Origin of the sequence: Tenacibaculum litopenaei (assembly GCF_964514025.1) — a bacterium.
Classification (GTDB): Bacteria; Bacteroidota; Bacteroidia; order Flavobacteriales; family Flavobacteriaceae; genus Polaribacter; species Polaribacter litopenaei.
Genome location: NZ_CAZEQT010000005.1, coordinates 126,455 through 139,888 on the forward strand (window position 1 = coordinate 126,455; position 13,434 = coordinate 139,888).

Sequence of the window (13,434 nt, forward strand, 5' to 3'; positions counted from 1 at the left end):
TAGATGAAAAATTTTATAGCAATACTGGCCTGCCTTGTGTTAACAGTTTCCTGTGCAAAAGGACAAGATCCTATTGAAGGCACGTGGAAGGTGAAAAGTGAATTTTACCAGGCCACCTATGAGTTGATCTCATTTAAAGGAAAAATCTTTGGAAAGCTTAAGTATTATAACGATGGTGAACAGGAACTCAGGGAACAAAAGAAAAAACCGAGTTATGTGTTGACCGATTTAGTTCCTGGTAAGAATGGGTACAGCAAAGGAAAGTTGTATGGCATTGATGGGAAGTATTACGAAATTAATGCAGTGCTAAAACAAGAAGATTTGTTGGAAGTTAAAATGACCTATCAAGGAAAACCATATACAGAAATTTGGAACCGTGTAAAAGAAGAAGAGAAAAGCAATGGGAAATAAGATGCATGTCTTGCCGGTAGAGGCTTATACCAGTAAACAGTGGTTTGATTTAGAAATGAGAACGTTGTTTAGTACAACTTGGCAATTTGCAGGGCTCGTTGAAGATATTCAAGAGCCGGGAGATTATATCTCCGTGCAGGCCGGTTTAAATAATATTTTTATTGTAAAAGGTCGTGATTATCGATTGCGGGCATTTCACAACATGTGCAGGCATCGAGGGACTCAGCTACTCAGAGCAGTAGGGAAAGGGCAGAAGGCAATTACTTGTCCTTATCACGACTGGACGTATAGCCTAGAAGGAGAGCTGCTAAGCGTTCCCAAAAAAGAGCGTGAATTCCCTGATTTGTGCGAGGGTAAATTAAAAGATTGCGGGCTTAATTTACACGAAGCTTCGGTAGATATTTTTAAAGGAATGCTCTTTGTCCACCCCGATAAGGACGCCCCGAATATCATGGATTTTTTTGGGGAAGTAGCCCCTTGTTTAGGTCCTCACAAAGTTGAAGAACTAGTAGAGTATAGAGAAAAAGGACCTGAACCTTTCTATACCAAAGAAATAAAAGCCAATTGGAAAATTGTGGTCGAAAATTACATCGATCATTATCACTTGGCCCATTTGCATGCAGGAACCCTAAACATGTACGATCACGAAAAGGCTGAATTCGGATGGAAAGGTCCTCATTATTGGTTTTACGAACCCTTGATACCAGATTATTTGGCAGACGTGGATAATGCGGCACAATTTCCTTTGATAGAGAGTGTGCCTAGAGAGCGAATAGGGGCTTATGTACCTTGGTTATTCCCAAATATAGGAATCACAGAAGGGGAAGCTCAATGGAATACGTTTCATGCAATTCCACTAGCTGCTGATCGAACATTGGTAGTTATAAGAACGAAAGTAGCCAATAAGTCAGAATGGGAGTTTACCAAACAGTATGCAAAGTCCTCAGCAAATAAGCTATGGCAACGTTACGGAGGGCAGGGGAAATACGAAGGGGATAGCAATGACCCTATGGCTTCTGGTGATTTTATGGCAGAAGATGTTTTTGCATGTGAGCAGCAACAAAAGTCTTTGTACTCTCCTAGGTTTAGTGTGGGAGCAAGAGCTGTACGCGGTGAGTATGCAATAGTTCGATTTCAGGAAGAAGTGAAAAAATGGATGGTAGCTCACGGAGCGGAAATATGATTTTATGAAAAAGAAAGTCTTCAAATTAGAAGTTCTGAAAAAGGAACAAGTAAGCGCAGAGGCAGTATCTCTCTTCTTTAAAATTCCATTGGCTGAAAAAAAAGCCTTTCATTTTAAGCCAGGGCAATTTCTCACAATTATTCATACTTTGGAGGGAGAATCTCTGCGCCGTTCCTATTCTATTTGTAATGATATAACTGACAATTCCTATGTGCAAATAGGAGTAAAGAAGGTGAAGAACGGGAGGATGTCCCGTTTTCTCAATGAGGAAGTGAAAGTTGGAGATTATTTAGCAGTGGAAGTTCCCATGGGAAGATTCACTGCTGAACTCGATTCAACCCAATACAAATCCTATTATTTTTTTGCTGCCGGTAGCGGAATTACTCCCATTTTATCGATGGTAAAAAGTGTTTTGAGTGTCGAACCTTACAGTCGAGTTTATGTGCTGTACGGCAATCGAAATCAAGAACAAATTATGTTTAAAGGTGATTTGGAAATTTTGAGTGAACGTTTTGCGGATCGATTTACAATTATATACCTACTTAGTCAACCCATTCGCAGTTGGAGTGAACTATGGTCAACGAAAACCGATTTTGTTTATCGCAAGGGACGTGTTGACGCCATAAACATAGCTTGGTTTATAAAAGAATACCCACCTTATGCACAAAATGCCTTGTATTTTATTTGCGGACCGGGAAGTATGATCGCGAATACCAAAGCGCGATTATTAGGTATGGATGTACCAGAAAATCGAATTGCCATAGAACGTTTTGGAAATCTTGGTACTGACGTACAATCAAAAGGAGGTATGGCTGCGACAGCTAAGGTGTATATCGATGAGCAAGTGTATGAATTAAAGCTTAAACAGGGAATTACGATACTGAAGGCTTTGCTCAATAGTGGAGCAACCCCCCCGTATTCCTGCGAAGGTGGGGTTTGTGGGGCCTGTGCCTGTAAGTTGGTCAAAGGAGCGGTGTTGATGGCGAACAATTCAGTACTTACCGAAGAAGAGCTCAATGCAGGTTGGATACTTTCTTGCCAGAGTACAGCAAATTCGAAGAAGCTTGAAGTAGTATTTGAGCGAGAAAAGTAAGTTGAGGTATCCTAAAGAAATAGCTGCTAGGAGGAAGAATTTTTTATGTTTGATTTTTGGGCACCTTCCAAGGTGCCCAAAATATGAATTACTAATTAATGTTGTTGCCTAGGGACAACGGAAGTACTTACTTTTAATGCGAATAATAGACTTTTTTAAGTAGTGAACTTCTGTGGGTTTTAGGAAATCAGAAAGAAAAGTCTTTCTTTTATTATTAGCTCTTATTAGGGAGGGACGCCTCTATTAAGAATTCGTTTTAGAAATATTGATATTCATTTTCTTTTCGATGTTTTCAATTCTTGCTTTGAGTAATGTATTCGCTTTTTCTAGGCCTCGTATATAGTTTGTTAATTCTTCAAAGTTTTCGATCATATTATTGCATATATCATCTAGATTAAGCTGACCATTTTGTGTACCGTACTGCTCACCATGCTCTGAGTCTAATGGTTTGAGCCTATTACTATACATATCGATATCTTCATCGAAACTAGAGTTCCATCCAAGCCAAGTGACGGTTACGGTAGGTCCGTTAATATTGGTAATTTCCACTTTGTACCAAGCACCTTCAGATTCAGCAAGCAGTTGCTGTCCTATAGCTAAGTTGTCTAAAAAGTTTTGTTCGTCGACAACTTCTGAATTTTCGATAGTTAAGGGTCTTAACCGATTACTGGACTTCTCGATTTTTTCGTCCCAGGATGATCCCCATGAAGGATAGGTGATTTTAACCCATTCAGCATTGTTGTTTGTTTCTATTATTATAGCTTCATACCAACTGCCTTCATATGCTGCCATACATTTTGTGTTTGGAGTTAATGAAGAAAACCACTGGTCGTAATTGTAAGGAGTATTTTGTTCTTTGTTCATAATGTTAATGTGGATTAGCTTGTTGTAAAGTAATCGATGACTGCTTTAATTTGCGATGACTAGGATAGTAGTACTCCGATTACAATACCGATAGCAACTTCCTTTCTCGTTTTGTTAAACAACGTGCGCAAATCTGATTCATATATGCCATTGAGCCTTTTAGCGACGTTATAAACTGCTTCGCCATTTAAAAATCGTTGTAATTCTGCTTCGTTAACATGGAGCTTGGCTGCAATGCTATGTGAGGCCTGACCTCTTAGCAGTTTTTCTAAATCAGCCTCGTAAATACCGGACTTATTAGCGATGGAATACATTGCCATAATATGATGTTTTTAGTTAAGTGATAAATGTTCTATTGCGCTGCTTAGACCCCAAAAAAGAGAAAAGGTTTTATCGGGTAGGTATGAAATGATAATTTTTGTGAAATCAAAAGTGCAGAGTGTCGTTTTCTTAATAAAGAAGACTTGAAAATATTAATTTTTTATGTGATTGTTGATTTTTGGAGCTATGATTTTTAAAGCTGTATTTCGTTGCCAGAAAATTAGTATAACAGGATGTTGTGAAAAGTAGAAATAAGGCATTCACTCGACAAACACAAAATAATACAAGGCGATTCTCGTTATTTAGGAGGAAATCTCAATTAAGAAGTCTATGAAAAAGTGGTATATAGCGTTCTTGGTTTTTTACTCATCAACCATAAATGCGCAAGAAGTAAAAACGATACATGTTTTTGTGGCCCTATGTGATAATGTAAATCAGGGCATTGTTCCCGTTCCAGCAACTTTGGGCAATGGTGAAAAACCTCAAACAAACCTCTATTGGGGAGCAGCTTATGGTGTGAAATCCTTTTTAAAATACAAAGCTAAACAGTGGATTTTGGTAAAGAAAATACATAGACCTTCCGAGATCGTTTTGGAACGATTGCTGTTTAAGCATCGTTCAAAAAATGCGTATTTGTTGGCGGATGCTTATAAAGGTGCGGCTATAAAAAACTGCACAGAAGCTTATTTAAAAGCACTAAATTCAGAGGATGTAGTAACTATACATAACGATGGGAAGAAGCTGTCGTTTGGAGGTGCTGCCCAGCTCTTAGCCTATATAGGACACGATGGGCTTATGGAGTTTACAGTGAGTCCACCAGTTAGGAAGGGGACAGCTACAAAAAAAGAGGCTATAATTTTGGCTTGTTTTAGCAAGCGTTATTTTAAACCTTATCTTCAAAAACTGGCGGTGACTCCTGTATTATGGACAACGAATTTAATGGCTCCTGAGGCCTACACGCTCGTCGCCGCAATCGATGCCTGGTTAAACAACAAGTCGAACGATGAACTCCGAGAACAGGCAGCACAAGCCTATCACAAATACCAAAAATGTGGAATTCGAGGTGCTCGACGTCTACTTGTTTCGGGCTTTTAGCTTCAAACTTGCTTGAAATCAATAGGTTGGTTTTGTACTTTTAAACACGGCCTCATTAACGTTAAATTGTTAGTGATTTCTTAGGATTCTCGTTAATTTTACCCTCGAATAATAGCCTCTGAGTACCGAGTTGTCATTCAGGGAAAGATGGAAAAATTAGACATGAAAATAGCACAAAAATCACGTTGGATTTACCTAGTAGTAGGATGTTTGTTTTTGGGAACTTTGAGTGCGCAGGCACAGATTGTAAATGTAGAATCACTGCGACGTGTGAGTGATACATCGAGGTGGAGTGGAAATGCGAGCCTCTCTTTCAACTTGATTAAAAATAAGAATACCTTATTCAACTTACGCAATACCCTTCAAGTACAATACTTGTATAAACAACATTTGGTCTTGTTCATCAATGAGATTAATTTTAAGGAAGTAAACGCTAAGAATTTAGTAGACAAGGGAATTCAGCATTTTCGTTATAATTATCGATTTTCAAAGTCATTCGCTTGGGAGGGATTCGTTCAAAGTCAGTTCGATGAAATATCAGCAATTGATTTTAGAGGGCTCATCGGAACGGGACCGCGGTTTAAAGTGTCTAAATCAGAAATGTATAATTTCTTTTTGGGAACTGCATTGATGTTTGAGTATGAGAAAATCGAAAATGCACTTGAAAATGTGCGTAACAGAGACTTCAGAAATAGTAGTTACCTATCGTTTAGTTTGTTTCCGAAGGAGAATATTTCCATCGTAAGTACTACCTATTTTCAACCTCGCCTGAATAAATGGAGTGATTTTAGAATTAGTAATGATAGCAAGGTCGTTATAGGAATCGTAAAGAACTTAGGATTGAGCATCGGTGTTAAGTATTTGTACGACGCCTTTCCTGCTATTGGTATCCCCAAAGAACAGTATCGAATTACTAATGGGTTGACGTATAGTTTTGACTAGTCATAAACCGCATTCTTAACCTAGGTTAATAACTTCAAAAATTAATACTTACATTTGTGGTGATGATTCGAGTGATACTTGCCACCTTTTTTGTGTGCTGTAGTCTGAGTACTTTTGGGCAACAGCCAATTCAAGATAATTTAAACCAAACATTACCTAGTACAGAGCCAATAACTGATGAGGTACATCGGTTGTTGGAATCCGCAGAAATAGAATACGAACGTAATTTTAGCAAAGCAAAAGCACAACTGTCAAAGGTTTTTCAACTTCTACAAACGCCAACAGACAGTATCGGACAACAGCAGTTGGCCAAGGCATTAGTTATTCAGGGTGTTGTATTGCGTAGAGAAGCCAAATTTCCTGAGGCAGTAGCTAGTTATTTGCAAGCTAAAAGTATATACGATAGTAATGGCGATGCATGGAATAGTTCTGATGTATTGCACAATATCGGGATGGTGTACCGCTATCAAAATAACCATGTCAAAGCTTTAGAACACTATCGAAAGGCAATCGCTATCAAATTACCCTTAGAGGATTTTCACGGTGTTGCCGCCGGTTACAATATGATGGGAGTATCTTTCCGTCAATCTAAAGAATTGGATTCCGCGAAAATATACTACGATAAGGCCAGAACGCTTTTTCAGAAGCTATCGAGTTATGATGATGTAAGAAGGGTTAATAACAATTTAGTAGCCTTGTTTTTGAATCTAAAAAATTACGAAGAAGCGGAACGTATTGCCCTCGAAAACTTGCAGCATGCCAAACAGCATGGAAAGCTGTATTCTCTCTGTGTTGCTTACAGAAATGCCTCGAACGTTTACAAAGGAAAAAAAGACTACTTACAATCTTTACAGTACATAGATTCCTCACTGATAGTTGCAAAAAATCAGCAGTTTAGAGATTTGATTGCTAAGGGGTATCTCAGGCGAAGTTATCTCTTCGCCAAGCTGAATAATTACAAAAAGGCGTATTACGAGTACCGTATATTTAACCGACATTCTGATTCTATTTTTAATATCGAAAATGTGAAAAAGGTGCAGGAGTTGGAACTCAATTATAAGTTTGAACAAGAAAAACGTGAAATGGAGCTTATAGCAGCTGCTGAGGCCTCACAAAAATGGCTGTATTTTGTGTTACTATTGGTAATTTCTGGAGGAGGTATTGTCATCGGCTTTTTGGTATACGTGAATAACAAAATCAAAACCAAAGCCTACAAAGCAAAATTGGCGCAGGAGCAATTGCAAAAGGAGTTACTCGATGCCAAAGTGAGAAATACGGAAGAAGAAGCAAATCGGTTAATCGCTGATAATACCATGCGATTGGTATTCAAACAAGAATTGGTAGAGCAGTTAAAAAGTAAACTAAACCAAGATACTGTTGAAGGGTTAAAAAAGAGTTTGAATTCTGTACTTACAGAATTACAGCTACAGATAAGCACAGAAATAAAACACTCCTCGCTACAAAATAAAATTACGGAAGCTAACAAGGGATTTGATAAGTTACTGCGTGAAAAATATCCGAAGTTGAGTAAGACCGAAAGAGAAATTTGTGCACTACTTCGTCTCAACTTATCAATTAAGGAAATTATGACGGTGAGGAATGCAAGCTTGGATGCTGTAAAGTCGACCAGGTATCGAATACGAAAAAAAATGGGACTCAAAACAGGAGAAGAGTTAGAGAAATTCATTCAGAATTTGCGATAATCAATTTTTATTTGAGTTTAGAGTGTTGTTTTTAATTTGTTGATGGTTAGGTGTTTGTGTGTGTTGCCACTTTTTGCCACCATTAAAAATAAGGCTAATCTACTAGGAAAAATATTTTTGCCCCAAAATGAGGGGAATCTTCAATAATATTTTGACTAGATGAAAAAACGAATTCTTGTGACAGTGCTTATGTCACTCAGTTTCTTGTCGGTTGTTGGGCAGCAAACCTATGTTCCAGATGATCAGTTTGAAGCGTATTTAGAAGCCAATGGTTTAGGAAATGGCATTGCAAATGACAATTATGTAACTACAGCAAGTATTGCAGCTATAACGAGTTTGGATGTTTCAAGTCAGGGAATTTCAGATATGACAGGAATCGCTGATTTTAGCGCGTTGCAAAACCTGTTTTGTAGAGACAATTCCTTTTCGAGTTTAGATGTTAGTTCCAATACATCTTTGGTGAAGTTAACCTGTCATGACAATTCGAGCTTAACGAGTTTGGTATTAAACAATGCTTCGTTAAAGCACTTACAGGTTGAGAATACGACGAATTTGCAAAATTTGAATTTGACGAGTCTGGTAAGCCTTGAGAAATTATGGGTGTTCAATTCGGGATTGACGAGCTTGGATGTACGAAAGAATACCGAACTAAAGAGCCTTTATGCCTATGATATGGCATTGACTACGTTGGATGTCTCAAAGAATACCAAATTGACAGAATTGACAGTTCAAGATACCGGATTAACGAGTCTGGATCTGAGCAATAATCCCTTACTAAAAACGCTGTATGCCTCAAATTGTACCCTTACTGAGGTAAATTTAGAAGGAACCAATGCCTTAGAAACGTTGAGCTTGGCCAATAATCAATTGACAAGTATCGACCTAACGACCAGCACTTCCCTTAAGAATTTGTATTTGACGACCAATAAGATTACGCGCTTGGATTTGAAACAGAACACAAACTTGTTTCAAGTACAAGTTGCAGACAATCAACTGCAGTTGTTAGATGTTCGCAATGGGAAAAATGAGCTAATAGGAACTTTTGACGCACGTGCCAATTACGATTTGACAGAAGTTTTAGTCGATGATATTACTATGTCTAGTTTGGTGTTATGGCGTGTAGATGGAGCTACTTATTGCCTGCACTGTGGAGAAACTTCAGTACCTGATGCCAATTTTGAAAACTACCTAGAAACGCATGATGCGGCAGGGAATGTTGTAGCGGTAGGAGCCTTGAATAGTTTGGGGAATGGAATTGCCAATGACGCGTTTATTCGAACTGCGGCGGCTGCAGGAGTAAGTCAGTTAAACATTGCGGCCCAATCCATTGTGAATGTTACCGGGTTGGAGATTTTTACCGATGTCGAAAAATTATTTGTTCATAGAAATAACATCGTGAGTATGGAGCTTACAACGCTTACCAAGCTAACCGAGATCTTTGCCTATGAAAATAAGCTTACAACCCTTGATTTGTCAGCCAATACTGCGCTTGTCAAGTTAATTCTTCGTGACAATGAGTTAACTGCTATAGATATTAGCCAATTATCAAAATTAAAAATGTTGACCTGTCAGCGCAATCAGTTGTCGAGTATTGATACGCAAAACAATCCAGAGCTTCATACCTTATCACTTGCCGGAAACACGGCTATCACAGGTATTGATGTGAGTAAGAACCCTAAGTTGTATGACTTGGATATCTCGGATACTCCGATAACGAGTGTAAATCTGAGTCAAAATCCAGAAATGTGGTATTTATATGCGTCCAACTGTAAGTTGACCACCATAGATTTAACGAGTAATACGGACCTTTATGAGTTGTATTTAGATGGGAATGCGTTTACGGAACTGGACTTGAGCAGCTTTCCTAATCTAGAAGTTGTACGCTGTCAAAACAACGCATTAACAAGCCTTAATTTAAGAAATGGACAAGCGGCAAACCTAACGGATTTCGATGCCAGAAATAATCCAGGACTTACCTGTATCGCTGTTAATGATGCGACGGATGCTATTGCCCGATGGACGCAAGTTGATGGGCAAACGAGCTTCAGTACATTCTGTAGTGCCACGAGTGTACCGGACGATAATTTTGAAGCGTATTTAGAAACCCATACTGAAGGAGGAGCTCCAGTTGCCTTTGGCGATAAAACCAGTATGGGAAATGGTATCGCTAATGATAATTTAGTCGGGACGGAGCGTATTCAAAACATTGCGATTCTAAATATTTCCAATCAAGGAATCACGGATTTTACTGGAATTGAGGGATTCGAAAACTTACAAAGGTTGACCTGCTCTCGCAATCTAGTCACGAGCTTGGATCTTTCTTCAAACAAGAAATTGGAGGAAATTTATTGTTCAGATATGGGCTTAGAACAACTCAATATTCAAGGTCTACAACAGGTGACACGATTGGTTGCCACTAATAATGCCTTGAAAAATCTCAATTTGAGTACCAATAAAAAGCTAGCACATGCTTCTTTACATTACAATGAATTGACCACTTTAGATGTTTCTGAGAATACTGAATTGACGGATTTGCGATTTACCCAAAATAAGTTATCGAGTATTGATATCAGTGCAAATATCAAGTTAATGCGATTGTATGCTACGGATAACATGTTAACGACGTTGGATGTCTCGAAAAATACAGCCCTGCTTACCTTGAGTTGTGAGCGCAATCCGCTGAACTCTCTCGATGTTAGTGTACTTAGCAACCTTACCTCTTTGTTTATCAATGGAACACAAATAGCGAGTATCAGTCTAGTGACCAATAGTAATTTAGAGGAATTTGGGGCAGACAATACTGCGTTGACTACCATTGATTTAAGCAATTCGACTAAAATTGATGAATTGTATTTGAATAATACGGCAATCACCGAATTGGATTTATCAAAACTTAACTTGCTTGAATATTTTGAAGGGAAGGATGCCAAGTTTGAGTTTGTTAACTTAAAAAATGGAAACAATTCGAGAGACATGGAGGTATACCTTACAGGGAACCCGAACTTGTCTTGTATTCAAGTAGATGATAGCACTGCGAGTTACCTCAGTAGTTGGGACAAAGATGTCACGGCCAGTTTTGCCAATTACTGTAAAACAACTCACATTCCCGATACACACTTTGAAAGCTTGTTGGAAAGTAGAGGTTTTGGAAATGGCATAGCTAACGATCAAAAGGTATATACAGAATTGATTGCTGCCGAAACCACTTTAATAATTCAAGATACAGAAATTGCTGATCTTACAGGAATTGAAGATTTTAAAAATTTAGAGTTTTTGATTTGTAGAAGATCCAAATTGCAAACGGTTGATTTGAGTGAGAATTTAAAATTAACCATTCTCAGTTTACAGGATAATGAACTCAATGCATTGGATTTGAGTAAAAATACCGGATTGATACGATTGATAACAGCCGAAAACCCTTTGGGTTCTCTTGATCTTTCAGCACTTTCTAAGTTGGAAACCTTGGAGTGTCGTGAAAATAGTTTAACCAGCCTCGATCTCAGTAAAAATACAGTGTTGAGGTCCTTACTGCTAGGAAATAATCAACTAGCTCGATTGGATTTATCAGCGCATCCCAATTTACAACAGGTTCAGGTGGAAGATAATAATTTGATTTCCTTAAATATAGCAAATGGTAATAACGCCAATTTGACGAGTGTTAATTTATCGGGAAATGCTAGTCTAACTTGTATCCAAGTGGACGATGATACAGCAGGGTATTTAAGCAGTTGGACAAAAGATGATACAGCAAGTTTTAGTGTGGACTGTGTTGCTCCTGTGATTACTTTGATAGGTGACAATCCTCAATATCAAAATTTCGGAGCTGTTTATCGTGAATTAGGGGCTACCACTGATGACGGAAGTGCTGTCAGTATTGATGATACTGCTGTTAATACACAGGTACTTGGGGTGTATGATGTACGATACAATGCCAGAGATGCTCATGGTAATGCTGCTGAGGAACTGATAAGGAAAGTACATGTGGTTGCAGGACCGAATCAAGCAATTTGGACGGGTGCAAGCAGTACCGAATGGTCGAATCCGAATAACTGGACAGGAACTGCTGTTCCTGTAGCTACAGACGAGGTTATCATAACCAATACCCTTAATAAATCGGTACTTTCAGAAAATGCTGGCAGTATAAAAAGGATACATCTCTATGCAGGGGCCTCGTTGGAAGTGACGGCAACTGGTAGTTTGACTGTACTCGAAACGATGAACAATGAGGGAGAGATACGTATAGCATCTTCAAAATTATCGAGTGGAACACTCCTAGTACGTGGAGCAGCCTCAGGGCAGGTAACCTATGAAAGAGGTGGTTTACTGGCGGATAACTGGCACCTCGTATCTTCACCTGTGCAAGGGCAGCGAATAGCATCATTTGTTGCAAACCTAGATAATGCTATCCGTACTAACAGTACTGTAAATCCAATTCGTTATGCTGTTGCAACCTATGATGATCAGCGTTCTACCGGTGAAAAATGGCAGTATTATACAGCGGCGGATTTAGTATCTAGTTCATTACAATTTGAAGTAGGTAAAGGATATACAGCTTCTCGAGAGACCGATGGGAAACTGCACTTCACCGGGAGTCTTACAACTGGAAACCATAACGTAGCAGTGAACGGTTCATCGTGGCGAGCTTTGGGTAATCCGTATACAGCATATTATCCTGTAAATAGCCCAGTTGGAGAAACTTTTTTGAGTACAAATGTTGGAGAGCTAGACCCTGTGTATCAAGCAGTATATACCTGGGATAGCACTCAGCAAAAATACATTCCAAATTCTGGTGTAACAGCAGAAAAATACTTGGCTCCCGGACAAGCCTTCTTTGTAAAAACAGCAACGGGTGCTAATAACCTACAGTTTCAAGAAGCATTGAGAAAGTCGATTCCGTTGGTGGGGAGTTCGTTTCAGCGATCGAGCCTTCCTACCATTCAATTGAAGTTAGTATCAAATAAAAGAGAGGTATTCACGGCTTTTTTGTTTCATGAGAGAGGAACGTTAGATCTCGATCCAGGGTATGATTTAGGAAACTTTAATGGAGCTGACTTTGATGTGTTTAGTCATTTGCCAAGAGAAATTTCTGGAGCTGATATCGGTTTCGCTGTGCAATCGTTATCAGATGATTGGAAGGTAAAGAAGGTATTACCAATTACGGTAATAAATAAGACACATCATTCGGGAAGTATAGAATTCACCGCGAAAAATATTCCTCCAAATACGGCGATACAGCTCTTCAATCCAACATCTGGTAGTTATTTGTCATTGCCTGCTGCCGGAGTTAAACACATAGATTTGAAAGATCTTACTTGTAATCCTTGTGAATTGGAATTACATATAGGAGGTAGAGATGTTGCATTGAGTGAACCGGAGGTAAGTGAATTACAGTTGATACACAAATTGAATTCAATTGTGATTACCGGTGCTGACAGCGGTGAATTAGAATGGCGACTTTACGCCTTGTCTGGAGCTCAAATAGCAAGAAATACTCAGACTGTTGCAGCAGAAAATACGGTAGTATTACCAAAATTGGCTTCGGGAGTATACCTGTTCAATATCACCACAAAACACCAAACCAAAACCCTTAAAATACATATTAAGTAAATATGATACCCTCAGAAAATAAAACGGATACAATTTCTAGAAAACAGGCACTGGCTAAGTTGAGTACTATTGCTAAGTATGTCGGTATGACGGCTGCAGGTACCTTTTTAATCTTACAACCTAAAAGAGCACAGGCACAGAGCCCAGATTCCCCCGGCGAGAACTTCTAATAGTTCTTTTTCCCCCATCAATACAGTTGTTGAGTTGTATTGTAA

Annotated in this window: 10 protein-coding genes; 8 read left to right on the forward strand and 2 right to left on the reverse strand. The window is 38.8% G+C overall.

Annotation, left to right across the window (positions count from 1 at the left end; translation table 11 throughout):
- Positions 1-3: 3 nt before the first annotated feature.
- Genes ACKTS5_RS07940 through ACKTS5_RS07950 form a run of 3 tightly spaced genes read left to right on the forward strand, consistent with a single transcriptional unit; the run spans position 4 to position 2,687 of the window.
- Positions 4-411, forward strand: coding sequence for a DUF2147 domain-containing protein (locus ACKTS5_RS07940; RefSeq protein WP_408043329.1), 408 nt, complete (start codon positions 4-6; stop codon positions 409-411).
- Complete coding sequence (locus ACKTS5_RS07945; RefSeq protein ID WP_408043330.1) at positions 401-1,594, forward strand: aromatic ring-hydroxylating oxygenase subunit alpha; 1,194 nt, start codon at positions 401-403, stop codon at positions 1,592-1,594. The genes ACKTS5_RS07940 and ACKTS5_RS07945 overlap by 11 nt, the downstream gene beginning before the upstream one ends.
- Positions 1,595-1,598: 4 nt before the next feature.
- A complete protein-coding gene (locus ACKTS5_RS07950; protein WP_408043331.1) occupies positions 1,599-2,687 on the forward strand; it encodes an FAD-binding oxidoreductase in 1,089 nt (362 codons plus the stop codon).
- A gap of 243 nt (positions 2,688-2,930) precedes the next feature.
- On the opposite strand, the gene ACKTS5_RS07955 is transcribed toward ACKTS5_RS07950, so the two are convergent.
- The gene (locus ACKTS5_RS07955) at positions 2,931-3,551 is read right to left on the reverse strand and encodes an MBT domain-containing protein (protein ID WP_408043332.1); all 621 of its coding nucleotides are present in this window, start codon (positions 3,549-3,551) and stop codon (positions 2,931-2,933) included.
- A gap of 59 nt (positions 3,552-3,610) precedes the next feature.
- Complete coding sequence (locus tag ACKTS5_RS07960; RefSeq protein WP_408043333.1) at positions 3,611-3,871, reverse strand: hypothetical protein; 261 nt, start codon at positions 3,869-3,871, stop codon at positions 3,611-3,613.
- Positions 3,872-4,202: 331 nt separating this feature from the next.
- Here ACKTS5_RS07960 and ACKTS5_RS07965 point away from each other — a divergent pair, with 331 nt between their 5' ends.
- The 5 genes from ACKTS5_RS07965 (at position 4,203) to ACKTS5_RS07985 (ending at position 13,389) form a co-directional block, all read left to right on the forward strand.
- Complete coding sequence (locus tag ACKTS5_RS07965) at positions 4,203-4,967, forward strand: hypothetical protein (protein WP_408043334.1); 765 nt, start codon at positions 4,203-4,205, stop codon at positions 4,965-4,967.
- A gap of 162 nt (positions 4,968-5,129) precedes the next feature.
- Complete coding sequence (locus ACKTS5_RS07970) at positions 5,130-5,909, forward strand: DUF481 domain-containing protein (protein WP_408043335.1); 780 nt, start codon at positions 5,130-5,132, stop codon at positions 5,907-5,909.
- Positions 5,910-5,971: 62 nt separating this feature from the next.
- Entirely contained in the window at positions 5,972-7,612 is a 1,641-nt protein-coding gene (locus ACKTS5_RS07975; RefSeq protein WP_408043336.1) for a tetratricopeptide repeat protein, read from the forward strand.
- Positions 7,613-7,771: 159 nt separating this feature from the next.
- The gene (locus ACKTS5_RS07980; RefSeq protein ID WP_408043337.1) at positions 7,772-13,219 is read left to right on the forward strand and encodes an immunoglobulin-like domain-containing protein; all 5,448 of its coding nucleotides are present in this window, start codon (positions 7,772-7,774) and stop codon (positions 13,217-13,219) included.
- Between the two features lie 2 nt (positions 13,220-13,221).
- On the forward strand, positions 13,222-13,389 hold the full coding sequence (locus ACKTS5_RS07985; protein ID WP_408043338.1) for a hypothetical protein: 168 nt from the start codon (positions 13,222-13,224) through the stop codon (positions 13,387-13,389).
- Positions 13,390-13,434: the final 45 nt, after the last annotated feature.

Bases quoted from the DNA above. Each gene is read 5' to 3' on its own strand.
- ACKTS5_RS07940 (WP_408043329.1), top strand. From the start codon at position 4: ATGAAAAATTTTATAGCAATACTGGCCTGCCTTGTGTTAACAGTTTCC.
- ACKTS5_RS07945 (WP_408043330.1), top strand. From the start codon at position 401: ATGGGAAATAAGATGCATGTCTTGCCGGTAGAGGCTTATACCAGTAAA.
- ACKTS5_RS07950 (WP_408043331.1), top strand. From the start codon at position 1,599: ATGAAAAAGAAAGTCTTCAAATTAGAAGTTCTGAAAAAGGAACAAGTA.
- ACKTS5_RS07955 (WP_408043332.1), bottom strand. From the start codon at position 3,551: ATGAACAAAGAACAAAATACTCCTTACAATTACGACCAGTGGTTTTCT.
- ACKTS5_RS07960 (WP_408043333.1), bottom strand. From the start codon at position 3,871: ATGGCAATGTATTCCATCGCTAATAAGTCCGGTATTTACGAGGCTGAT.
- ACKTS5_RS07965 (WP_408043334.1), top strand. From the start codon at position 4,203: ATGAAAAAGTGGTATATAGCGTTCTTGGTTTTTTACTCATCAACCATA.
- ACKTS5_RS07970 (WP_408043335.1), top strand. From the start codon at position 5,130: ATGAAAATAGCACAAAAATCACGTTGGATTTACCTAGTAGTAGGATGT.
- ACKTS5_RS07975 (WP_408043336.1), top strand. From the start codon at position 5,972: ATGATTCGAGTGATACTTGCCACCTTTTTTGTGTGCTGTAGTCTGAGT.
- ACKTS5_RS07980 (WP_408043337.1), top strand. From the start codon at position 7,772: ATGAAAAAACGAATTCTTGTGACAGTGCTTATGTCACTCAGTTTCTTG.
- ACKTS5_RS07985 (WP_408043338.1), top strand. From the start codon at position 13,222: ATGATACCCTCAGAAAATAAAACGGATACAATTTCTAGAAAACAGGCA.